Here is a 21,845-nt window from a genome sequence, read left to right as displayed (position 1 = left end):
AGCTGTTGGCGCTTGTCAGTCAAGCGCTGGTGGCTGATTTGGCTTGAAGCTGCGGCGGTGCGCAGCCCGGCAAAAGGCGCGGCCTTCGCGCAGGGCGCGGATCAGCAAATCGGGCGTGGCGCGGATGTGTGCCTCCAGCGCCAGCGCGGCGCGGGCGTCCTGGCCTGACATGGCCAGCGCGAAGATTTCGGTGTGCTCGGCGTGCACATCGCGCACACCACCCGGCAGGCCCATGGCGCAGAAGCGGTAGCGCTCGCTGTGGCGCGACAGCAGGCGCAACACCCGCACCGTCCAGGGCGAGGTGTGGCCCGCCAGCAGCGCCTCATGAAAGCGCACGTTCAGCAGCTCCCACTGGCGGCGGCGGTGCGGCGCGATGGGCTGCTCTTCGGCCGAGATGGCCGCATAGGCCTCGGCAAGCGCTTCGCGCCACTGTGCATCACCGGCGCGAATGGACTGGCGCAGCGCGTCGGTCTCGATGTGCACGCGCAGCGTGGTGATGTCTTCCAGCTCTTGCAGCGCGATGGGCGCCACGCGAAAGCCGCGCTGCCCCTCCACGGTCACCAGCGCGTCGCTCACCAGCCGCGTGAGCGCCTCGCGCAGCGTGCCCGCGCCCACCTCGTACTGGGTGCGCAGGTGCTCGATGCGCAGCTTGCTGCCGGGCGCAAGGCGGCCCTCGACGATGTCGCTGCGCAGCGTGGCGTAGGTTTGCTCGATCAGCGTGCGCGAGGGTGCGCCGTGCAGGCTGGCATCGGCGGCGGCGTGGCCGCCAGCCAGCGCAATCAAAGGGTGAAAGCTGCGTTTGGCCATGGCAATGCGGGGCTGGTGTGCGCCTCACGAAGCCGCCAGCGGCCGCTCTTGCAGGCGCGACAGGCGGTAGCTCAGCTGCGGGCGCGTCAGGCCCAGCGCGCGCGCCGCCGCGGCCAGGTTGCCGCCTGCGCGCGCCACGGCCTCGCGGATCAGCGCGTCTTCGAGCGCGTCCAGCGTCAGGCCGCTGGCTTGCAGGGTGTCGTACAGACTGGCGCTTTGCTGGCAGTGCGCCTCGCTCTCCAGCGCGCCGACGGCGTTCACGGTGTGCGCCGCGGGCGTGGCGGAGGCGGGGAAAAGCATGGCGGCGTCCACCAGGTCGTCGTTGGGCGCCAGGATCACGCCGCGCTCGACCAGGTTTTCCAGCTCGCGCACGTTGCCGGGCCAGGCGTGCTGGCGCATGGCGGTCATGGCCAGGTCAGTGAAGCCCGCCAGGCGCTTGCCGTGCAGGGCGGCGTAGCGCTGCAGCAGGTGCATGGCCAGCAGTTCGATGTCGTCCGCGCGCTCGCGCAGCGCCGGTATGCGGATGGGATAGACGTTCAGGCGGTAGAGCAGGTCGCGCCGAAAGCGCCCTTCCTCCACGGCTTTTTCCAGATCGACGTTGGTGGCGGCAATCACGCGCACGTCCACCTTGCGCGGCTGCGTGCCGCCCAGGCGCTCCACTTCGCCCTGCTGCAGCACGCGCAGCAGCTTGGCCTGCGCGGGTAGCGGCAGCTCGCCCAGCTCGTCCAGCAGCAAGGTGCCGCCGTGCGCGCGCTCGAAGCGGCCCACGCGCGCGGCGGTGGCGCCGGTGTAGGCGCCTTTTTCGGCGCCGAAGAGCTCGCTTTCGATCAAATCGGCGGGCAGCGCCGCGCAGTTGACGGCCACGAAGGGCTTGTCGGCGCGCGGGCCCATGGCGTGCAGCGCGCGCGCAAAGCGCTCTTTGCCCACGCCGGTCTCGCCGGTCAGCAGCACGGTGACCTGCGTGGGCGCGGCCTGCGCAGCAGCTCCACGGTGTCGTTGAAGGCGCGCGAGCGTCCCAGCAGCGGGCCCTGGTCGTCCGCGGGCTGTAGCTGGGTGCGTAGCGCATCCGCCTGCGACTGCAGCTCGCCCAGGCGCACCAGCATGGAGTCGGGGTCGTAGTCGCGCGCCAGTTGCTCGCCGTCGGGCCATTCGTGCTCAAAGCGGCCCTCGATCAGGCAGTGCGGGTGGCCGCAGGCAGTGCACTGCACTTCCTTGAAAAGGGCCGGGCGGCGAAAGAACGCGCTGGTGTAGCCCGAGGCATAGCCCAGCAGCATCCAGCACACGGGCGCACCTTGCGGGCCCCAGGCGCGCTGGTGCACCTCGGCCTCCCAGCTGTGATCCCACTGAAAGATGCCGTGAAAGTGGCTTGCCGCCTCGTCCAGCTCGAACACCTTCGGCTGCACGCGCACAGCGCCTTCCAGCATGTGCAGCTGCGGCCCTACGGCAAAGGCGTCGAACAGCGATGCGCCCGGCCGCACCTGGCGCGCCAGCAGCGCATCGCGCTCGCCCGATGCGTAGCCCGCACGCATCAGCAAGCGGCGGGCGTGCTCCGGCCCCAGGCTGGCCACCAGCTCGCGCCGCAACGCCTGAAAGGCCGCCGCATGTACCAGCAGCATGCGCTGATCAGCCAGCCAGATGCGCCCATCGACGGGCGAGAAGTGCACCAGCCGGCGCAAGTCGGCGTCGGACGGGTAGGGGGCAGGGTGGTGGCTGGCATGAAAAAGTATCGATAAACAGCGGGTGGTCGTCCATCGGGATCGACCCGGGGAGGTTTTTCATCATTTCATGAACTGGCTGACCCCTGGGTCTCATCAAAACATCATGCTGCTGTGCAGCAATCGCGGCTCCGGGCTGTCCGCGGGTGCCGCAGCCGGCGGCTACCAACCTGCGGGCGGGCCTCTTTGACGCGATTTGCTAGGGATTAACCCTGGATTTATCGATATTTGCGCGCAAAACGCCAGCATTGGCATGGCCCGTGCAAAACAGATGGCGCAAAACCGAAAAGGAGACCGTCATGACCCACACCGCCATTGCCACCGACGCATCTGCCACCCCGCAACCCGTCTGCGATCTGTCGCAGCGGTTTGTGCGCGTGCTGGGCCGCCGCGACAACGGCTTTGTCGAGTTGCTTTCTCGATCGGATGGCCCGAGCTGTCGGTGGAGCTGATGCTCCCTGAACCGGCATTCGATGCCTTTTGCGCGGCGCACCGCGTGCGCCACCTGGATGACTGAGCCCTGCCCCAACAACCACGACCAGGAGATAAGCCCCATGAACATCGACTTGCAGGCGCGCGAAATTCAGCCGCTGCGCAACACCTTCGCCCGCGTGGCGGCCTACACGGGCGACAAGCCCGCGTCGCGCTACCTTGAAGCCACGCTGGGCATTCAGAACGCCGCGAACTTCCATTACCGCCCGACCTGGGAGCCCGAATTCGAGCTGTTTGATGCTGGCCGCACGGCCGTCAAACTGGCTGACTGGGATGCCCTGCGCGACCCGCGCCAGTATTACTACGCCAACTGGACCATGGCGCGTGCGCGCCAGCAAGAGGCGATGGAGGCCAACTACCAGTTTGTCGAGTCGCGCGGCCTGATCGACAAGATTCCCGACGCGCAGCGCGCCGCAGCCTGCGAGGTGCTCATGCCGCTGCGCCACGCGGCCTGGGGCGCCAACATGAACAATTGCCAGGTGTGTGCACGCGGCTATGGAACGGCCTTTACCGCCCCGGCCATGATGCACGCCATGGACCAGCTAGGCGTGGCCCAGTACCTGACCCGCCTGGGCCTGGCGCTGGGGAGCCCGGCGCACTGGAAGCCGGCAAGAACGACTGGCTGCAGGACCCGCGCTGGCAGGACTGCGCAAGCTGGTGGAGGACACGCTGGTCGTCAACGACCCGTTCGAGCTGTTTGTGGCGCAGAACCTGGCGCTCGACGGTCTGCTGTACCCGCTGATCTACACGCATTTCGTGGACGACCACCTTGCGGTGCAGGGCGGTACGGCGGTGGCCATGCTCACGGCCTTCATGCCCGAATGGCATGACGAGAGCGCACGCTGGGTGGACGCGGTCATCAAAGTGGCCGCCGCCGCATCGGACGACAACCGCGCGCTGATTACCGGCTGGTTCAAGACCTATGCCGACAGTGCGCAGGCCGCGCTGGCGCCGGTGGCAGAGATGGCCTTGGGCGCTGCCGGTGCCGAAGCCCTGCTGGCCGTGCGCGAAACCCTCAACACCCGCGCCCGCAAGGCCGGTCTAACCCTCTGAGAAAGTTTGTGATGACCGAACCCGTTTCTAAAGTTTTCATTGCCTTCCAAGACAACGAAGAATCGCGCCCGATTGTCGATGCCATCTTGGCCGACAACCCCGAAGCCACTGCCGTGCATTCGCCCGGTTTGGTCAAGATCGACGCCCCCGGCCGCTTGGTAGTGCGCCGCGAGAGCATCGAAGAGCAAACCGGCCAGCGTTTTGACCTGCAACAGATTCACGTCAATCTGGTCACGATCTCAGGCTACATCAATGAAGACGACGACGAGTTGTCGTTGAGCTGGCTGCGCTAAAGCAGCCGCCACCCCCGATTTATTGCCGCAACCACCAGGAGATAACACCATGGACGCACCCGTTACCAAAAAGAAGCTCGGCCTGAAAGAACGCCACATCGCCATGACGCGCGATCTGGCCTGGGACACTACCTACCAACCGATGGACAAGGTGTTCCCGTTCGACAAATACGAAGGCATCAAGATCCACGACTGGGATAAATGGGAAGACCCGTTTCGCCTGACCATGGACGCCTACTGGAAATACCAGGGCGAGAAGGAAAAGAAGCTCTATGCCGTGATCGAGGCCTTTGCGCAGAACAATGGCCAGCTGGGTATTTCGGATGCGCGCTATGTGAATGCGATCAAGATCTTCTTCCAGGCCGTGACCCCGATAGAGTACCTCGCGCACCGCGGCTTTGCCCATGTGGGCCGCCACTTCACCGGTGCCGGTGCCCGCGTTGCCGCGCAGATGCAGTCCATTGACGAGCTGCGCCACTGCCAGACCGAAACCCACGCCCTGTCGCACTACAACAAGTATTTCAATGGCCTGCACCAGGCACCCCACATGTTTGACCGTGTGTGGTACCTGTCCGTGCCCAAGTCGTTTTTTGAAGACGCCTCCACCGCAGGGCCGTTCGAGTTCCTCACCGCCGTGAGCTTCTCGTTCGAGTACGTGCTGACCAACCTGGTGTTCGTGCCCTTCATGTCCGGCGCCGCCCACAACGGCGACATGAGCACCGTGACGTTTGGCTTCTCGGCCCAGTCCGACGAATCGCGTCACATGACCCTGGGCATCGAGTGCATCAAGTTCATGCTCGAGCAGGACCCGGCCAACGTGCCGATCGTGCAGAAGTGGATCGACAAGTGGCTCTGGCGCGGCTACCGCCTGCTGACCATCGTGGCCATGATGCAGGACTACATGCTGCCCAAGCGCGTGATGAGCTGGAAGGAGGCCTGGGAGATGTACGCCGAGGAAAACGGTGGCGCGCTGTTCCGCGATCTGGCCCGCTATGGCATCCGCGAACCCAAGGGCTGGAAGGAGGCGTGCGCCGGCAAAGACCACATCAGCCACCAGGCCTGGAATACCTTCTACAACTATGCGGCTGCTGCGCCCTTCCACACCTGGATTCCCAAGGAAGACGAGATGCAGTGGCTGAGCGAAAAGTACCCCGACACCTTCGACAAGTACTACCGGCCGCGCTTCGAGCATTTCCACGCGCAGCAGCAACAGGGCAAGCGCTTTTACAACAAGACGCTGCCCATGCTGTGCACCATCTGCCAGGTCCCCATGTTCTTTACCGAGCCCGGCGATCCGACCAAGATCTGCTACCGCGAGTCCGACTACCACGGCGACAAGTACCACTTCTGCAGCGACGGTTGCAAAGAAATTTTTGACGACGAGCCCGAGAAATATTCGCAAGCCTGGCTGCCCGTGCACCAGATTTACCAGGGCAACTGCTTCCCCGAGGGCACCGACCCGACGGTGGAGGGCTTTGACCCGATGGCTGCCGTGATGGACTACTACGACCTGAAGGTGGGCCGGGACAACCTCGACTTTGAAGGCTCGGAAGACCAGAAGAACTTTGCCGCCTGGCGTGGTGATGCTGTTCAAGGAGACAAGGCATGAGCGTCGTTGCTGTCAAACCCTACGACTTTCCCGCCCGCGACCGGCGCGAGAACTTCCCGCACCGCTGCTCTACATCGGCTGGGAGGATCACCTGATGTTTGCATCACCGGTCTGCCTGCCGTTGCCGCCGGATACCCCGTTCGGCGCGCTGGCCCAGGGCGTGCTGCCCGGCGTGTACGGCGAGCACCCCGACTTTGCCAAGATCGACTGGTCCCAGGTCGAGTGGTTCAAGTCCGGCCAGCCGTGGACGCCCGATCCGGCCAAGTCGCTGCAGGCCAATGGCCTTCAGCACAAGGACGCGATCCGTTTTCGCACCCCGGGCCTGACCGGCATCCAGGGTACGTGCAGCTAAGTCCCATTCGGTGAGGGAAGCCCGGGGCTACCCCGGGCCCCGCGTCCATGCCATGACCTACCAACTGACCATCGAGCCCTTGGGCGCAACGATCGACGTCGAAGAGGGCCAGACCCTGCTCGACGCCGCGCTGCGCCAGGGCATCTACATTCCCCACGCCTGCGGCCACGGCCTGTGCGGCACCTGCAAGGTGCAGGTATCCGACGGCGAGGTGGACCACGGTGCCGCCAACCCCTTTGCGCTGCTGGAGATGGAGCGCGACGACGGCAAGACCCTCGCCTGCTGCGCCACGCTGCAGTCGGACGCCACCATTGAGGCCGATATCGACGACGAGCCCGATGCACAGATCATCCCCATGCGCGACTTTGAAGCCACGGTGGCGCGCATCGAGCAGCTCACGCCAACCATCAAGGCGCTGCATTTGCGTCTGAACCAGCCCATCCGCTACCAGGCGGGGCAGTATGTGCAGGTGCAGATTCCCGGCGTGGAAGGGGGCCGTGCGTTCTCGATTGCCAATGCCCCGCAAGCCGGCGGCCAGAGCAGCGAGATCGAGCTGAATGTGCGCCGGGTGCCCGGCGGTGCGGGCACCACCTGGCTGCACGAATCGCTCAACGTGGGCGACCGGTTGCAGCTGACCGGGCCGTATGGGCGCTTTTTGTGCGCCGCTCGGCCGCCATGCCGATGGTGTTCATGGCCGGCGGCTCGGGCCTGTCGAGTCCGCGCGCCATGATTCTGGATCTGCTGGCCAGCGGTTGCACGCAGCCCATCACGCTGGTCTATGGCCAGCGCAGCGCGCAGGAGCTTTATTACGACGCCGAGTTTCGCGCCCTGGCGGCGCGCCACCCGCATTTCACCTACGTGCCCGCGCTGTCGGAAGCTGCCGACAGCGATGGCTGGGACGGTGCGCGCGGCTTTGTGCATGAAGCGGCCAGGGCGCACTTTGGCGGCAGCTTCACCGGTCACAAGGCATACCTCTGCGGGCCGCCGCCCATGATCGAAGCGTGCATCGGAACGCTGATGCAGGGGCGCCTTTTCGAGCGCGACATCTACACCGAGAAATTCCTCTCGGCAGCCGATGCGCAGCAGGCGCGCAGCCCGTTGTTCCGGACCATCTAGGAGTTGCCATGGGTGCCACCACCTGCCAGCAAGTGCGTGTCAGCGTGTCGCAGACCGGCGACTGTTTTGACTGCGCCACCAACGAAAGTCTGCTCGCCGGCATGTTGCGGCTGGGCCGCAAGGGCATTCCAGCCGGGTGCGTCAATGGTGGCTGCGGGGTCTGCAAGGTGCGCATTGTGGAGGGTGCGGTGCAGTCGCTCGGACCCGTCAGCCGTGCGCATGTCAGCACCGAAGAAGAAGCCAACGGCTACACGCTGGCCTGCCGCGTGGCGCCCACCCAGGCGGTGTGCCTGGAAGTGGCCGCCCGATTGCGCAAACCGTTTCTGGGCAGTGCCGCCTCGGTGGCGCAACGTCCAGCCAATTGAGTCATTGAAGATTTATCAACCAAGAGGAGACATGAAATGGGTGTACTGAGAATCGGCCACGCGAGCCTGCGGGTCATGGATATCGCTGCTGCCGTCAAGCACTACGAAGAGGTCCTGGGCCTCAAGACCGTCATGAAGGACAGTGCGGGCAACGTCTACCTGAAATGCTGGGACGAGTGGGACAAATACTCCATCATCCTGACCCCCAGCGACCGGGCGGGCCTGAACCACGTTGCCTACAAGGTGGAGAAAGACGAGGATCTGGACGCGCTGCAGGCACGCATCGAGGCCTGGGGCATCAAGACCACGCTGCTGCCTGAAGGCACGCTGCCCTCCACCGGCCGCATGCTGCAGTTCAACCTGCCCAGCGGCCACGAAATGCGCCTGTACGCCATGAAGGAATACGTGGGCACCGATGTGGGCACTGTCAATCCCGACCCGTGGCCCGACGGTGTCCGGGGCGCGGGCGCGCACTGGCTCGACCACCTGCTGCTGATGTGCGAGATGAACCCCGAGGCCGGCATCAACACCGTGCAGGACAACACGCGTTTCATGAAGGAATGCCTGGACTTTTTCTTGACCGAGCAGGTGCTGGTGGGCCCCCAGGGCGACATGCAGGCCGCCACCTGGATGGCGCGCACGTCCACGCCACACGACATCGCCTTTGTGGGCGGCCCTGTCAGCGGCCTGCACCACATCGCGTTTTTCCTGGATTCGTGGCACGACGTGCTCAAGTCCGCCGACGTCATGGCCAAGAAGAAGGTCAAGATCGACGTGGCCCCTACGCGCCACGGCATCACGCGCGGCGAGACCATTTATTTCTTCGACCCCAGCGGCAACCGCAACGAAACCTTTGCCGGACTGGGCTACCTGGCGCAGCCCGACCGCCCAGTGACCACCTGGAGCGAGGACAAGATGGGCAGAGGGATCTTCTATCACACGGGTGACCTGGTGCCGTCCTTCACGGACGTCTATACCTGATCGGGCGCGCATCCATGCACAAGGAACACAGCATGAAAAACACAGGGTCATTGCCGCGCTTGCCCTGGCAGGCGGTCTGGCCGCGCCGCTGGCTCAGGCCGAGGGCACTACGTGCCCGGCGTCGAGGGATGCAGGCGGCGAGCGTGCCGCCGCCCGGCTTCTACTACCTGGGCTATCTCCTCAACTACGACATCGACGATTTCCGCGCGCCAGGCACCAAGAGCAACCTGCCGGGGCACAACCGCGGCACCGTCTCGGCGCTGGCCAACCGCTTCGTCTGGGTCACGCAGCACAAGCTGCTGGGCGCCGACTACGGCATGGAGGCCATCGTGCCCCTGATGCGCACTTCGCTCACCATCAACGCGGCGGGCATCTCCGACACCCGCTCGGGCGTGGGCGACGTGTATCTGGGGCCGCTGGTGCTGGGCTGGCATGGCCCCCAGTGGGACGCCGTGGCGGCCGCGGGCATGTGGTTCGACACCGCCAGCACCAGCGACCCCGCCTCCCCGGGCAAGGGCTTCAAGAGCACCATGCTCACGGGCGGCCTGACCTACTACTTCGACGGCGCCAAGACCTGGTCGGGTTCGGGGCTGATGCGCTTCGAGCGCAACGGCAAGAACGGCGCGGGCATGCGCCCTGGCAACCAGATCACGCTGGAATGGGGCCTGGGCAAGTCCTTCGGCGCCTGGCAGGCGGGGCTGGTGGGCTACAGCCAGTGGCAGACCAGCGAAGACAGCGGGCCGGGCGCCAGCACCCACAAGGCATCGCGCCACGCGCTGGGCGCCGAGGTGGTCTATCCCGTGCCTGGCGCGGGCATGTTCCTGAAGGGCGCGCTCTACAAGGAGCTGAGCGCCGAGGCCGGCACCGGCGCGCAGCCCAAGGGCTCTCTGCTGCGCTTCTCGCTCGTAAAAGCCTTCTGAGCGGTGAGCGGTGAGCGCTGCCGCAGGCGGCTACCCCGGCGCAGCGGCGCGCACTTGTGCAAAGGCGCGCACCACGTCCAGAAATGCCCCCAGCACGGGGAAGGGTCATCGCTGCGGTACAGGCAGCTGAGCTCGATGTCGCTCAGGTGGCGCGAGCGCAGCGGCCGGTAGGTCACGCCGGGCAGGCGCAAGCTGGTGGCCGAGCGGGTGGTGATGCAGCAGCCAAAGCCGCCCGCCACCAGCGCCACGGCGGTCACTACGTCCTGCACCTCCTGCTCGACGCGCAGGGGACGCCCTCGGCGCGGAAAGCGTCCGTCACCTCCTGTGCCAGACCGCGCAGGGGCACGTTGGGGTAGAGGATGAGCGGCATGCCCTCCAGGTCGGACAGGCGCAGCGAGGGGCGCACCGCCAGCGGGTGGCTGGCCGCCAGGGCCACCACCAGCGGCTCGTGCAGAACGGTTTCGATGCTGATGTCGGCCTCTTGCGGCACCAGACGGTTAAAGCCCACGCTGATGCGCCGCTCGCGCAGCGCCTGCAGCTGGGCGTCTTTGGTCAGGTTATGCAAAACAATTTTGACTTCGGGGCGCTCCTCGTGAAAGCGCGCCAGGATGCGTGGGATCACATCCAGCACGCCCGAGCCGAACAGCCCCACATCCAGCTGCCCGATCAGGCCCTGGCCTGCCAGTCGCGTGCGCTCCAGCGCCTGCTGTGCCAGCGCGAGCAGGTTGGGGGTTTCCTGCAGCAAGGTGTGGCCGGCGTCGGTGAGCTGCATGCCTTTGGGGGTGCGCACAAACAGCGGCACGCCGATTTTTCTTCCAGCGCCTGGATGTGGCGCGTCAGCGGCGGCTGCGACAAATGCAGGCGGGCCGCCGCACGGCCAATGTGGCCCTCTTCGGCCACGGCAAGAAAGTGGCGCAGGTCACGCAAATCCATGGGGGCTCCCGTCCGTGCTGTAAAGATGCTGAAATGGTATGGGATACCGCAAAAACAGTATTGGAAGGTATCGGGAGGGCGTCCCATCATCGCGGGCATGGCCTGCTTGCCGAGTGGCGCAGCTTTTCAAGGACACCGAATGACGGCTTCTTCACCCGCCTCTCCCGCCTCCCACACTTCCCCTTCGGCGACCGCCCGCGGTGCAGTGTCCGACGCTTCCCGCCGTGTGGTCACCGTGCTGATTGCCCGCCGCGTGGCGCCCGCGTCGGTGGCGGCGTTTGAGGTGGCCATCCAAGGCATGCTGGCCGCTGCCGAAGGGTTTGCCGGGCACCTGGGCGGCCAGGTCATCCGACCCGGTGACAGCGACACCCCGGGCGAATCGCTTGCTGCGGACGGCAGCACCGAGCCGCTGCTCTACCACGTCGTTTTTGCGTTCGATAACGAAGCCCACCTGGCCGCCTGGCAAAACTCCGCCGAGCGCGCGCACTGGCTGGCCCAGGTGCTGCCGCACACCGTGGGGCAGCAGCAGCTGCACCGGGTTACCGGCCTGGACTACTGGTTTGCCGCCCCCAACAGCACCACCCGCCCCGCGCCGCCGCGCTGGAAGGTGGCCACCGTGACCTGGCTGGGCATTTTTCCTACCGTGCTGCTGCTGTTTCTGACCATTGCGCCGCTGATGGCCGACTGGTACCTGGTGCCGCGCGTGATGGTCATTACCGTGCTGGTCGTGCTGATCATGACCTGGGTGGTGGCGCCGCGCCTGACGCGCTGGCTGCATTCCTGGCTGCACGCCAAGCGTTGAAATCGCCCTATCACAAAAATCAAGGGAAAACCCTAATAAATGCCAAAACGGTATTGAGGGTGGGCAAAAATGGTATTGGACGGTATTGAAATGTCTTTCTATCGTTGCTTCCTGGCTCGCAATTGCTGGTTTTTTAAAGGCACCGCGTAAGCGACACACCACCATGCAGAAATTTGTCGTCAGCATCGAAGACACCGGCGAGCAGTACAGCTGCGTCGGCGGTCGCTCCGTGCTGGAAGGCATGGAAGCGTTGGGCAAAAAGGCATTCCCGTGGGCTGCCGGCAGGGCGGCTGCGGCGTGTGCAAGGTGCACATCCTGGAAGGCCAGTACGCGCGCCGCGTGATGAGCCGCGCGCATGTCAGTGCCGAGGAAGAAGCCGCTGGCTGCGTACTGTCGTGCCGCATCTACCCGACCAGCGACCTGCGTCTGCAGGTCGTGGGTGCAATGAAAAAGAACGTCTGCCGCCCGCTGGCGGCGCCCGTCAACCCACCCGTGAACCCCATCAAAGGAGACCCACCATGGCATTAACCGGCGTTTTGCGCCCAGGACACGCACAAATCCGCGTGCTGGATCTGGAGGAATCGGTCAAGTGGTACACCGAGGTCATGGGCCTGGTGCCCATGGGCCGCGACAGCCAGGGCCGCGCCTATTTCAAAACCCGCGCCGAGCGCGATCACAACAGCGTGATCCTGCGCCAGGCCGACCAGGCGGGTATCGACCTGTTTGCCTTCAAGGTGCTGGACAAGGCCACGCTGGAAGACTTCGACAAAGCTGCAAGCCTTCGGCGTGAAAACCGAGCGCATCCCCGCCGGTGAGCTGCTGGAGACCGGCGAGCGCGTGCGCTTCCAGATCCCCACGGGCCACACCGTCGAGCTGTACGCCGAGAAAACCGACGTGGGCAACGGCATCGGCTACTTCGACCCCGATGTGGACGTGCTCGACGGCCCTGGCATTCGCCCCATCCGCATGGACCACTGCCTGCTGTACGGCGGCGACATCGAAGGCAACCTCAAGCTGTTCACCGAAGTACTGGGCTTCACCCTGGTCGAGCGCGTGAAGCTGGAAGACGGCAAGACCGACCTGGCCATCTGGATCACCTGCAGCGCCAAGGCGCACGACATCGCCTTCGTGCGCAGCCCCGAGGACGGCAAGCTGCACCATGTGTCGTTCCAGATGCCCAGCTGGGAGAGCGTGCTGCGCGCGGCCGACATCATGAGCATCAACCGCGTCTCGATCGACATCGGCCCCACGCGCCACGGCGTCACGCAGGGCACGACGATCTACTTCTTCGACCCCAGCGGCAACCGGCTGGAGACCTTCTGCGGCGGCTACGACCACTACCCCGACATGCACCCCATCACCTGGAGCTGGGAGAACGTGGGCCGCGGCATCTTCTATCACGACCGCAAGCTCAACGACGCTTTCCTGAGCGTGGTGACCTAAAGGAGCAGGCGGCAATGGCACAACACAGCGTTGAACAACGCGCCATCACTGCCGAGGCCGCCAACGCGGCCGTGGTTGCAGCGGTGGCCAAGGCGGGCGAGCTGGGCATCCGCATCAATGTCGCCGTGACCGACGCATCGGGCGTGCTGGCGGCCTTTCTGCGCATGCCGGGGGCGTTTTTGCATTCGGTGGACATTGCCATCGACAAGGCCTACACCAGCGCCGGCTTTGGCTTTGCCACGGCGCAGTGGGCCGGCATTTTGCAGGGCGACGAAGCGCTGCGCCTGGGCATGCCCACGCGCCCGCGCAACGTGGTTTTTGGCGGCGGCCTGCCCATGCGTGAGGGCGGGGCGCTGATCGGCGGCATTGGCGTGTCCGGCGGCAGCGCCGAGCAGGACGAAATCTGTGCCCGCGCCGCGCTGGCCGCGCTGGGGCTGGATTGCTGAGGATGCCCGGCATCCCGGACAAGCCGCAGCGTTGTTCAACATTTCCATAGCAAGGTAACACCATGAAAGAGTTTCTGAATTTCATCAACGGCGAATATGTTCGCAACGCCAGCGGCAAGACCTTCCAGGACATCAACCCGGTGAACGGCAGCGTCATCGGCAATATTTACGAAGCGGGGCAGGCCGAGGTCGATGCCGCCGTGGCCGCCGCGCGCGCCGCGCTCAAGGGCGACTGGGGCCGCCTGTCGGTGGCCGAGCGCTGCAAGCTGCTGGACGCCGTGGCCGGTGAGATCAACCGCCGCTTCGACGACTTTTTGCAGGCCGAAATTGCCGACACCGGCAAGCCGCACCACCTGGCCTCGCACGTGGACATTCCGCGCGGCGCCGCCAACTTCCAGATCTTCATCGACACCATCAAGAGCACGGCCACCGAGTCGTTCAACATGCGCACGCCCGACGGCAAGACGGCATTGAGCTACGGCGTGCGCGTGCCGCGCGGCGTGATTGCCGTGGTCTGCCCCTGGAACCTGCCGCTGCTGCTGATGACCTGGAAGGTGGGCCCGGCCCTGGCCTGCGGCAACACCGTGGTCGTCAAGCCCAGCGAAGAAACCCCGCTACCGCCACGCTGCTGGGCGAGGTGATGAACGCTGTGGGCATGCCCAAGGGCGTGTACAACGTGGTGCACGGCTTTGGCCCTGCCTCGGCCGGTGAATTTTTGACCAAGCACCCCGGCGTGAACGGCATTACCTTCACCGGCGAGACGCGCACCGGTACCGCCATCATGAAGGCCGCTGCCGATGGCGTGCGCCCCGTGTCGCTGGAAATGGGCGGCAAGAACGCCGCCGTGGTGTTTGCTGATTGCGACTTCCAGGTAACCATCGATACGCTGACGCGCTCGTGCTTTGAAAACGCTGGCCAGGTCTGCCTGGGCACCGAGCGCGTGTACGTCGAGCGACCCATCTTCGACAAAGTGGTGGCTGCCCTGAAAGAGCGCGCCGAAGCCATGAAGCCCGGCCTGCCGTTTGATCACGACACCAAGATTGGCCCGCTGATCAGCAAGAAGCACCAGGCCAAGGTGCTGGGCTTGTACAAGACAGCCAAGGACGAAGGCGCCACCATCGTCACCGGCGGCGGCATCCCCGACATGCCCGACGCGCTGAAGGATGGCTCCTGGGTGCAACCCACCATCTGGACCGGCCTGCCCGAAACCGCCACCGTGGTGACCGAAGAAATTTTTGGCCCCTGCTGCCACATCAGCCCCTTCGACAGCGAAGAGGAAGTGCTGGGCAAGGTCAACGCCAACCGCTACGGCCTGGCCACGGCCATCTTCACGCAAGACATTGCGCGCGCCAACCGCCTGGCGCACCAGATCGAAGTGGGCCTGTGCTGGATCAACGCCTGGTTCCTGCGCGACCTGCGCACGCCGTTTGGCGGCTCCAAGCAATCGGGCATCGGCCGCGAAGGCGGTGTGCACTCGCTCGAGTTTATACCGAGCTGCGCAACGTGATGGTGAAGTTCTAAGCCAAATCGGCCTCTCGCGCTTGCCAGGCAAGCGCGAGTAGCTCTTATAAAAATAGCAAGGAGACAGTTTCACATGAGCAATACATCGTCCAACCCCGAGATCGGGCACAGCATCGAAGCAGCGGGCATTCGCACCAACTACCACGACAGTGGTGGCCAGGGCGCGCCCGTGCTGCTCATCCACGGCTCGGGGCCGGGTGTTTCTGCCTGGGCCAACTGGCGCCTGGTGATGCCCGCGCTGGCGCAGAACGCCCGCGTGATTGCGCCCGACATGGTGGGCTTTGGCTACTCGGAGCGCCCGCAAGGCTTTGTCTACAGCATGGACGCCTGGGTGCGCCAGGCTGTGGGCCTGCTCGATGCCCTAGGCATTGAGCGCACCGACCTGGTGGGCAACTCGTTTGGCGGCGGCCTGTCGCTGGCGCTGGCCATTGCCCACCCCGAGCGCGTGCGCCGCTTGGTGCTGATGGGCAGTGCCGGTGTCTCCTTCCCCTGACCGAGGGGCTGGACGCCGTGTGGGGCTACACCCTCGGTAGAGAACATGCGCGCCATCATGGACTACTTCGCCTTCGACCAAGGCCTGATGAGCGACGACCTGGCGCGCCTGCGCTTTGAGGCCAGCATCCGCCCCGGCTTTCAAGAATCGTTCGCCGCCATGTTCCCCGCCCCGCGCCAGCGCTGGATTGAAGCCCTGGCCAGCGCCGAGGCCGACATCCGTGCCCTGCCGCACCAAGCCCTGGTCATCCATGGCCGCGAAGACCGCGTGATCCCGCTGAGCACCTCGCTGACCTTGTCCAGCTGGATTCAGCGCTCCCAACTGCACGTCTATGGCCAATGCGGCCACTGGACGCAAATTGAACACGCCGCGCGCTTTGCCCGCCTGGTGGGCGACTTCCTTGCTGAAGCGCACCCCGACGAGCCGCTGCCGCTGCGGCCCTGAACGACTTTTCTGAACACCCTCGCCAAAGGAACCCCCATGACCATGACCCCTGCCTTGATCGAACAACTGGGCGACGAGCTGTACCAGGCCCTGACGCAGCGCCAAACGCTGGAGCCGCTGACCAACCTCCATGCCGACATCACCATTGAAGACGCCTACGCCATCCAGCAAAAATGCTGGCGCGCCGCTTGGCCGCTGGTGAAAAAGTGGTCGGCAAGAAAATTGGCGTGACCAGCCAGGCCGTGATGAACATGCTGGGCGTGTTCCAGCCCGACTTTGGCTGGCTCACCGACGGCATGGTGTTCAACGAAGGCGAGGCCGTGCCCGCCAACACGCTGATCCAACCCAAGGCCGAGGGCGAGATTGCCTTCGTGCTGAAGAAAACCCTCAAGGGCCCCGGCGTGACGGCGGCCGACGTGCTGGCCGCCACCGAGGGCGTGATGGCCTGCTTTGAAATCGTGGATTCGCGCATCCGCGACTGGAAAATCAAGATTCAAGACACCGTGGCTGACAACGCCAGCTGCGGCGTGTTCGTGCTGGGCGACCGCCTGGTCGATCCGCGCGACGTGGACTTGGGCACCTGCGGCATGGTACTGGAAAAGAATGGCGAGATCGTTGCCACCGGTGCTGGCGCTGCGGCCCTGGGCCACCCCGCCAACGCCGTGGCCTGGCTGGCCAACACGCTGGGCCGCCTGGGCATTGCGCTGGAAGCCGGTGAAGTGGTGCTGTCGGGTTCGCTGGGCATCATGGTGCCTGTGCAAGCGGGCGACAACCTGCGTGTGACCATCGGCGGCATCGGCGGTTGCTCGGTGCGTTTCCTCTAAGGAGCGCGGCATGGACTTGCAACTCAGCGGCAAACGCGCCCTGGTCACCGGCTCCACCGCAGGCATTGGCTTTGCCATTGCCACCGAACTAGCACGCGAAGGCGTGGCCGTCGTGCTCAATGGCCGCAGCGAGGAGCGCGTGGCCCAAGCCGTGCAGCGCCTGCAGGCGGCCGTGCCACAGGCCCAGGTGCGCGGCGTGGCTGCCGACGTGGCCACGGCCGTCGGCTGCGACCTGCTGGCCCAGGCCAGCGCGGGCGTGGACATTCTGGTGAACAACTTCGGCATCTTCGATCCGCAGCCCTTCGGGGCCATCGACGATGCCCAGTGGCAGCGCTTTTTGATGCCAACGTGATGAGTGGCGTGCGCCTAAGCCGCGCACTGCTGCCCGCCATGCAGGCCGCAGGCTGGGGCCGGATCGTGTTCATTAACAGCGAGTCCGGCGTGAATCCCCCACCGAAATGGTGCATTACGGCATGAGCAAGGCAGCACAGCTGTCCGTCTCACGCGGGCTGGCGCAGCACTGCGCAGGCACGGGCGTGACGGTCAATGCCGTGCTGCCCGGCCCCACCAGCACTGAGGAGTGGGCGACTTTTTCGCCAAGCTGGCTGCCGACCAGGGCGTGGATCTGGCCGAGGCCGAGCGGCGCTTTTTCGCCCAGGCACGCCCCACCTCGCTGCTGCGCCGCTTCATCGAACCTTCCGAGGTTGCCGCACTAGTGGCCTATGTGTGCAGCCCCGATCCTCCGCCACCAATGGTGCAGCGCTGCGGGTTGAGGGCGGCATCCTGTCTTCGATTTGCTGACCCTTTTTCCAAAGGACTTCTTATGACCCAAAAATCAAATGTGCCCTGATCGGCCCCGGTAACATCGGCACCGACCTGCTGGCAAGCTGCAGCGCAGCCCCGTGCTCGAACCCGTGTGGATGGTGGGTATCGACCCCGAATCGGACGGCTTGAAGCGTGCCCGTGAGATGGGCATCAAAACCACCCACGAAGGCGTGGATGGCCTGATCCCCTACATGAAGGCAGACGGCGTGCAAATCGTCTTCGACGCCACCAGCGCCTACGTGCACGCCGAGAACTCGCGCAAGGTCAACGCGCAGGGCGCCCTCATGATCGACCTCACGCCTGCGGCCATCGGCCCGTTCTGCGTGCCGCCCGTCAACCTGAAGGAGCACGTGGGCAAGGCCGAGATGAACGTCAACATGGTCACCTGCGGTGGCCAGGCCACCATCCCCATGGTCGCAGCGGTGAGCCGCGTGCAGCCTGTGGCGTATGGCGAGATCGTCGCCACCGTCTCCAGCCGCTCGGCGGGCCCCGGCACGCGCAAGAACATCGACGAGTTCACCCGCACCACCGCCGGTGCCATTGAGAAGGTGGGCGGCGCCAAAAGGGCAAGGCCATCATCATCATCAACCCGGCCGATCCACCGCTGATCATGCGCGACACCGTGCACTGCCTGGTGGAAGGCGAGCCCGACCGCGAAGCCATCACCAAGAGCATTCACGACATGCTGGCCGAAGTGCAAAAGTACGTGCCCGGCTACAAGCTGGTCAACGGCCCGGTGTTTGACGGCAACCGCGTCTCGGTCTTTCTGGAGGTTGAAGGCCTGGGCGACTACCTGCCCAAGTACGCCGGCAACCTGGACATCATGACCGCCGCTGCCGCGCACCGCCGAAATGTTTGCCGAAGAAATTTTGGCCGGCACGCTCACCTTGCAAGCCGCCTAAGGAGTTTTGACATGACACAAAAATCACCCTGCACGACATGACGCTGCGCGACGGCATGCACCCCAAGCGCCACCTGATGACCTTGGAGCAAATGAAGTCCGTGGCCCAGGGGCTGGACGCTGCAGGCATCCCACTCATCGAGGTCACCCACGGCGATGGCCTGGGCGGCGCTTCGGTGAACTACGGCTTTCCGGCGCACAGCGACGAAGAGTATTTGAGCACCGTCATCCCGCTAATGAAACAGGCCAAAGTCTCGGCCCTGCTGCTGCCGGGCATCGGCACCGTCGATCACCTCAAAATGGCCCATGGCCTGGGTGTGCACACCATCCGCGTGGCCACCCACTGCACCGAGGCCGATGTGAGCGAGCAGCACATCACCATGGCCCGCAAACTGGACATGGACACCGTCGGCTTTCTGATGATGGCGCACATGAGCGATTCTGCCGGTCTCATCAAACAAGCCAAGCTGATGGAAGGCTACGGTGCTAACTGCATCTACGTCACCGACTCGGCCGGCTACCTGCTGCCCGACCAGGTGAAAGAGCGCATCGCTGCCGTGCGCGATGCCCTGAAGCCCGAGACCGAGCTGGGCTTTCACGGCCACCACAACCTCGCCATGGGCGTAGCCAACAGCGTGGCCGCCATCGAGGCCGGTGCCAACCGCATTGATGCCGCTGCTGCTGGCCTGGGCGCTGGCGCAGGCAACACCCCGATGGAAGTGCTGGTGGCCGTTCTCGACCGCATGGGCATCCAAACCGGGGTGGACGTGTGGAAGATCCAAGACGTGGCCGAAGACCTGGTCGTACCCTTGATGGACTTCCCTATCCGCATCGACCGCGACGCGCTCACGCTGGGCTACGCCGGGGTGTATGGCAGCTTCTTGCTGTTTGCCAAGCGTGCTGAGAAGAAGTACGGCATTCCGGCGCGCGATCTGCTGGTCGAGCTGGGCCGCCGTGGCATGGTGGGTGGTCAGGAAGACATGATTGAAGACACCGCCCTGACCATGGCCCGCGAACGTGGCATTGCCCTGCCTGCATAACCTGCTTGCAAAGCAACGTCAGCACTGCCCCAGCGCGGTGCTGACCTGGGCCACCACGCTCAACCCTTGATCAACCCTTGAACCAGGAGTGCCTCCAATGAACATGCTCGCATGGTGGAACCCCGCTACAGGGCTTGGCTTTGCGCTGGGCCTGCTGTGCGGAATGGCCTTGGTGGCCCTGGTGGCCTGGTGCAGTCGTGGAAGACTTCGGTGGCGCAACCGCCGGGGCGCTTCTCGCCAGACCGTATTGGCACAGATCGACCAGCACGCGCTGGACGTGATTGTCAATAACGCGAGCATGCTGTCCTCCTTCACCCGGGTGGTGGCTTTTTCTCGCACGCAAGAGAGCAGCCTGCAGGCCCTGGATCAGAGCGTGCATGGCTTGTCTGAAAGCGTCGAGACGGTGGTGCAATCGGCCGACATCTCTCGCCAGCAAGTGCAATCCATGTACGAGCTGGCACTCGATGGCGACCGCTTGCTGCGCGAGACAACAGAGCAAATCACCGCCCTGGGCAGTTCTGCCCATGGCCTGGATGTCCGTTTTGGCGAAGTCCGCCAGCACACTGCCGCCATTGACGGCATCCTGTCCATGATTAAGAACGTAGCCATGCAAACGCACTTACTCTCCCTCAACGCCGCCGTGGAAGCCGCCCGAGCGGGCGAGCAGGGTCGGGGCTTTGCCGTGGTGGCCGACGAAGTGCGCAAACTGGCCGCCCGCACCAGCGAAGCGACCCAGCAAATTCAGCAGATGGTCGTCGGCATCACCCATAGCACGCAAGAAGCCGATCAATTTCTGCAAACCGTGCTGCAAGGCATGGATAGCGGTGTGGCCCGCACCCAACAAACGAGCAATGCCCTGGCCGACATCCGCGCCCGGGCTGAACAGGCGCTGACCGCTACCAGCAGCATGGCCCAGGCGGTGCAAACACAAACCCACTGGGGCGAACGCCTGCGCCAGCAAAGCGAAACTCTGTCACAAGCGGCCAAGGAATCGGTGGAATGGATTGGCAAAAGCAACACCCAGGTGCGCACCGTGCAAGCCATGGTGGGCCAGCTCAAACGCGAAACAGCCGCCCTGCAGCCCAAGCGCCAGGCGCTGGAAGTGATCAGCGATGGGGTGGAAGAAATGCGTGCCTGCAACATCCTTATCATGAATTCCGAAACATGGAACGATGTGGCCGCCGTAGTTCACCGCATTGGTGAACTCGACCAGCTCATCGACCAGGCATGGGCCCAGGCCGCCACCCTGCGCACCCGCGCTGCCGGCCAAGACTTTGACCGCGCCATGGCGCACTACCGCCAAGTGCGTGCCCGAATGCTGGAGTGTGCCCGCCAGGGCGACTTTGACACCATCCGGCAACTGGTCCCCGAGCAGGTGCGCCCCGCTTACGACCGCGTCAAAAACGCCTTGAGCGCCCTGGGCGATAGCACAGGCCGCAACGTTCCGGCCACCGCCGCCGCAGCGACACCCCAAACAAGCGCACCGGTGCCCGCCGTACCCAGCAACCGGGTGACCCCAGTTCTGCGCCAGGCAGGGCAGCCTTTCAGGCTATAGCCCATTAACCAACGCGGCACTTGGGCTAACGATTTCCGACTTTTTATTCATCCCAACTTTTTGGAGTATTCACTATGGCACTCTCACCCCAAACCATCGCCCAACTTGCTGAACACCTGGAAACCTGCCAGCTTGAAGTTCGCGATACACCCAAAATCACCAACGACCACCCTGATATGGACTGGGACGATGCCTATGCGATTCAAGATGTCATCCTGCAGCGCAAGCTGGCACGCGGCGCGCGCGTTGTTGGCCTGAAGGCGGGCCTGACCTCACACGCCAAAATGAAACAAATGGGCGTGACCAACCCGGTGTTCGGCTTCCTGGTCGATGAATACGTGGTCTCCGAAGGGGCCACCGTGAACACCGCCGAACTGATTCACCCCAAGGTAGAACCCGAAATCGCCTTCGTGCTCAAGCACGCGCTCAAGGGGCCGGGCTGCCACATCGGCGCCGTGCTGGCGGCAACCGACTTCGTGCTGCCCGGCATCGAGGTCATCGACAGCCGCTACCGCGACTTCAAGTTTGACCTCAAGAGCGTGGTGGCCGACAACACCTCGGCCTCGCGCTTCGTGGTCGGCGGGCGCGCGATGCGCCCCGAAGACGTGGACCTGCGCACCGTGGGCATCGTGCTGGAGAAAAACGGCGAGCCCGTCGCTCTGGGCGCTGGCGCTGCCGTGCTGGGTCACCCCGCAGCGGCCATTGCCATGCTGGCCAACCACCTGGGCCGCCGCGGCCAGGAGATCCCGGCCGGCAGCCTGATTCTGTCGGGCGGCGCCACCGAAGCCGTGGCCGTGGCCGCGGGCGACAGCGTCTGCCTGCGCGTGCAGGGCATGGGCAGCGTCTCGCTGCGCTTTGCCTGAGGGGCCGCGTCGCCCCTTTTTGATGCAACCACAACGATAACTGGAGACAGCG

The 21,845-nt window shown here is 64.9% G+C and carries 14 protein-coding genes and 12 pseudogenes; 21 read left to right on the top strand and 5 right to left on the bottom strand.

The window, feature by feature from the left end:
• Window positions 1–15: 15 nt before the first annotated feature.
• Together H0I39_RS20435 and H0I39_RS20430 are read right to left on the bottom strand one after the other, a co-directional pair.
• The gene (locus tag H0I39_RS20435) at window positions 16–807 is read right to left on the bottom strand and encodes a GntR family transcriptional regulator (protein WP_257645893.1); all 792 of its coding nucleotides are present in this window, start codon (window positions 805–807) and stop codon (window positions 16–18) included.
• 24 nt (window positions 808–831) lie between these two features.
• Window positions 832–2,534, bottom strand: a pseudogene (locus H0I39_RS20430) (sigma 54-interacting transcriptional regulator).
• 287 nt (window positions 2,535–2,821) lie between these two features.
• Between H0I39_RS20430 and H0I39_RS20425 the strand changes: the two are divergent.
• From H0I39_RS20425 to H0I39_RS20385, 9 genes and pseudogenes are all read left to right on the top strand, one after another.
• Window positions 2,822–3,039, top strand: a pseudogene (locus tag H0I39_RS20425) (phenol hydroxylase subunit).
• Between the two features lie 37 nt (window positions 3,040–3,076).
• Window positions 3,077–4,067 (top strand): annotated as a pseudogene (locus H0I39_RS20420) (ferritin family protein).
• Window positions 4,068–4,078: 11 nt separating this feature from the next.
• Entirely contained in the window at window positions 4,079–4,360 is a 282-nt protein-coding gene (locus H0I39_RS20415; RefSeq protein WP_180551531.1) for an MmoB/DmpM family protein, read from the top strand.
• A 49-nt stretch (window positions 4,361–4,409) separates the two neighbouring features.
• Entirely contained in the window at window positions 4,410–5,969 is a 1,560-nt protein-coding gene (locus tag H0I39_RS20410; RefSeq protein WP_047350220.1) for an aromatic/alkene/methane monooxygenase hydroxylase/oxygenase subunit alpha, read from the top strand.
• Window positions 5,966–6,321: pseudogene (locus H0I39_RS20405) on the top strand (phenol hydroxylase subunit P4). The gene H0I39_RS20410 and the pseudogene H0I39_RS20405 overlap by 4 nt, the downstream one beginning before the upstream one ends.
• Window positions 6,322–6,373: 52 nt before the next feature.
• Window positions 6,374–7,437: pseudogene (locus H0I39_RS20400) on the top strand (NADH:ubiquinone reductase (Na(+)-transporting) subunit F).
• A gap of 8 nt (window positions 7,438–7,445) precedes the next feature.
• The gene (locus H0I39_RS20395; protein ID WP_180551532.1) at window positions 7,446–7,802 is read left to right on the top strand and encodes a 2Fe-2S iron-sulfur cluster-binding protein; all 357 of its coding nucleotides are present in this window, start codon (window positions 7,446–7,448) and stop codon (window positions 7,800–7,802) included.
• 36 nt (window positions 7,803–7,838) lie between these two features.
• Complete coding sequence (locus tag H0I39_RS20390; protein ID WP_180551533.1) at window positions 7,839–8,783, top strand: catechol 2,3-dioxygenase; 945 nt, start codon at window positions 7,839–7,841, stop codon at window positions 8,781–8,783.
• A 32-nt stretch (window positions 8,784–8,815) separates the two neighbouring features.
• The gene (locus H0I39_RS20385) at window positions 8,816–9,703 is read left to right on the top strand and encodes a SphA family protein (RefSeq protein ID WP_257646288.1); all 888 of its coding nucleotides are present in this window, start codon (window positions 8,816–8,818) and stop codon (window positions 9,701–9,703) included.
• On the opposite strand, the pseudogene H0I39_RS24440 reads toward H0I39_RS20385, so the two are convergent.
• The 3 genes and pseudogenes from H0I39_RS24440 to H0I39_RS24430 all read right to left on the bottom strand — a co-directional run.
• Window positions 9,619–10,032: pseudogene (locus H0I39_RS24440) on the bottom strand (LysR substrate-binding domain-containing protein); the annotation flags it as partial. The gene H0I39_RS20385 and the pseudogene H0I39_RS24440 overlap by 85 nt on opposite strands.
• Window positions 9,960–10,475 carry a LysR substrate-binding domain-containing protein gene (locus H0I39_RS24435; RefSeq protein ID WP_373368366.1) on the bottom strand — a complete coding sequence of 172 codons (516 nt, stop codon included), beginning with the start codon at window positions 10,473–10,475 and terminating at the stop codon, window positions 9,960–9,962. The gene H0I39_RS24435 and the pseudogene H0I39_RS24440, both read right to left, overlap by 73 nt.
• Complete coding sequence (locus H0I39_RS24430) at window positions 10,370–10,636, bottom strand: LysR family transcriptional regulator (RefSeq protein ID WP_373368365.1); 267 nt, start codon at window positions 10,634–10,636, stop codon at window positions 10,370–10,372. Before H0I39_RS24430 ends, H0I39_RS24435 begins: the two co-directional genes overlap by 106 nt.
• 205 nt (window positions 10,637–10,841) lie before the next feature.
• Between H0I39_RS24430 and H0I39_RS20375 the strand changes: the two genes are divergently transcribed.
• The 12 genes and pseudogenes from H0I39_RS20375 (at window position 10,842) to dmpH (ending at window position 21,793) form a co-directional block, all read left to right on the top strand.
• On the top strand, window positions 10,842–11,438 hold the full coding sequence (locus H0I39_RS20375; protein WP_180551534.1) for a putative antibiotic biosynthesis monooxygenase: 597 nt from the start codon (window positions 10,842–10,844) through the stop codon (window positions 11,436–11,438).
• 270 nt (window positions 11,439–11,708) lie between these two features.
• A complete protein-coding gene (locus H0I39_RS20370) occupies window positions 11,709–11,966 on the top strand; it encodes a 2Fe-2S iron-sulfur cluster-binding protein (protein WP_308645956.1) in 258 nt (85 codons plus the stop codon).
• Window positions 11,957–12,881, top strand: a pseudogene (locus tag H0I39_RS20365) (catechol 2,3-dioxygenase). The gene H0I39_RS20370 and the pseudogene H0I39_RS20365 overlap by 10 nt, the downstream one beginning before the upstream one ends.
• Window positions 12,882–12,895: 14 nt before the next feature.
• Window positions 12,896–13,327 (top strand): GlcG/HbpS family heme-binding protein, encoded by a 432-nt coding sequence (locus tag H0I39_RS20360; RefSeq protein ID WP_180551535.1) that lies wholly within the window; start codon window positions 12,896–12,898, stop codon window positions 13,325–13,327.
• 62 nt (window positions 13,328–13,389) lie between these two features.
• Window positions 13,390–14,848, top strand: a pseudogene (locus H0I39_RS20355) (2-hydroxymuconic semialdehyde dehydrogenase).
• 73 nt (window positions 14,849–14,921) lie between these two features.
• Window positions 14,922–15,785 (top strand): annotated as a pseudogene (locus H0I39_RS20350) (alpha/beta fold hydrolase).
• A 42-nt stretch (window positions 15,786–15,827) separates the two neighbouring features.
• Window positions 15,828–16,609: pseudogene (dmpE, locus tag H0I39_RS20345) on the top strand (2-oxopent-4-enoate hydratase).
• Between the two features lie 10 nt (window positions 16,610–16,619).
• Window positions 16,620–17,410, top strand: a pseudogene (locus H0I39_RS20340) (SDR family NAD(P)-dependent oxidoreductase).
• A gap of 33 nt (window positions 17,411–17,443) precedes the next feature.
• Window positions 17,444–18,336 (top strand): annotated as a pseudogene (locus tag H0I39_RS20335) (acetaldehyde dehydrogenase (acetylating)).
• 37 nt (window positions 18,337–18,373) lie between these two features.
• Window positions 18,374–19,375, top strand: a complete 1,002-nt coding sequence (gene dmpG / locus H0I39_RS20330; RefSeq protein WP_180551536.1) for a 4-hydroxy-2-oxovalerate aldolase — start codon at window positions 18,374–18,376, stop codon at window positions 19,373–19,375.
• Window positions 19,376–19,472: 97 nt separating this feature from the next.
• Window positions 19,473–20,930, top strand: coding sequence for a methyl-accepting chemotaxis protein (locus H0I39_RS20325; protein WP_180551537.1), 1,458 nt, complete (start codon window positions 19,473–19,475; stop codon window positions 20,928–20,930).
• A 74-nt stretch (window positions 20,931–21,004) separates the two neighbouring features.
• On the top strand, window positions 21,005–21,793 hold the full coding sequence (gene dmpH, locus H0I39_RS20320; RefSeq protein WP_180551538.1) for a 2-oxo-3-hexenedioate decarboxylase: 789 nt from the start codon (window positions 21,005–21,007) through the stop codon (window positions 21,791–21,793).
• Window positions 21,794–21,845 lie beyond the last annotated feature (52 nt).

Origin of the sequence: Ottowia beijingensis (assembly GCF_013423955.1) — a bacterium.
In the GTDB taxonomy this organism is placed as follows: domain Bacteria; phylum Pseudomonadota; class Gammaproteobacteria; order Burkholderiales; family Burkholderiaceae_C; genus Ottowia; species Ottowia beijingensis.
The sequence above is the reverse complement of the archived record's forward strand: the minus strand, read 5'-3'. Positions and strand labels throughout refer to the sequence as shown.

Coding starts and splice junctions, on each gene's coding strand:
- H0I39_RS20435 (WP_257645893.1), bottom strand. CDS start 807: ATGGCCAAACGCAGCTTTCACCCTTTGATTGCGCTGGCTGGCGGCCAC.
- H0I39_RS20415 (WP_180551531.1), top strand. CDS start 4,079: ATGACCGAACCCGTTTCTAAAGTTTTCATTGCCTTCCAAGACAACGAA.
- H0I39_RS20410 (WP_047350220.1), top strand. CDS start 4,410: ATGGACGCACCCGTTACCAAAAAGAAGCTCGGCCTGAAAGAACGCCAC.
- H0I39_RS20395 (WP_180551532.1), top strand. CDS start 7,446: ATGGGTGCCACCACCTGCCAGCAAGTGCGTGTCAGCGTGTCGCAGACC.
- H0I39_RS20390 (WP_180551533.1), top strand. CDS start 7,839: ATGGGTGTACTGAGAATCGGCCACGCGAGCCTGCGGGTCATGGATATC.
- H0I39_RS20385 (WP_257646288.1), top strand. CDS start 8,816: ATGAAAAACACAGGGTCATTGCCGCGCTTGCCCTGGCAGGCGGTCTGG.
- H0I39_RS24435 (WP_373368366.1), bottom strand. CDS start 10,475: ATGCAGCTCACCGACGCCGGCCACACCTTGCTGCAGGAAACCCCCAAC.
- H0I39_RS24430 (WP_373368365.1), bottom strand. CDS start 10,636: ATGGATTTGCGTGACCTGCGCCACTTTCTTGCCGTGGCCGAAGAGGGC.
- H0I39_RS20360 (WP_180551535.1), top strand. CDS start 12,896: ATGGCACAACACAGCGTTGAACAACGCGCCATCACTGCCGAGGCCGCC.
- dmpG (WP_180551536.1), top strand. CDS start 18,374: ATGACGCTGCGCGACGGCATGCACCCCAAGCGCCACCTGATGACCTTG.
- H0I39_RS20325 (WP_180551537.1), top strand. CDS start 19,473: ATGAACATGCTCGCATGGTGGAACCCCGCTACAGGGCTTGGCTTTGCG.
- dmpH (WP_180551538.1), top strand. CDS start 21,005: ATGGCACTCTCACCCCAAACCATCGCCCAACTTGCTGAACACCTGGAA.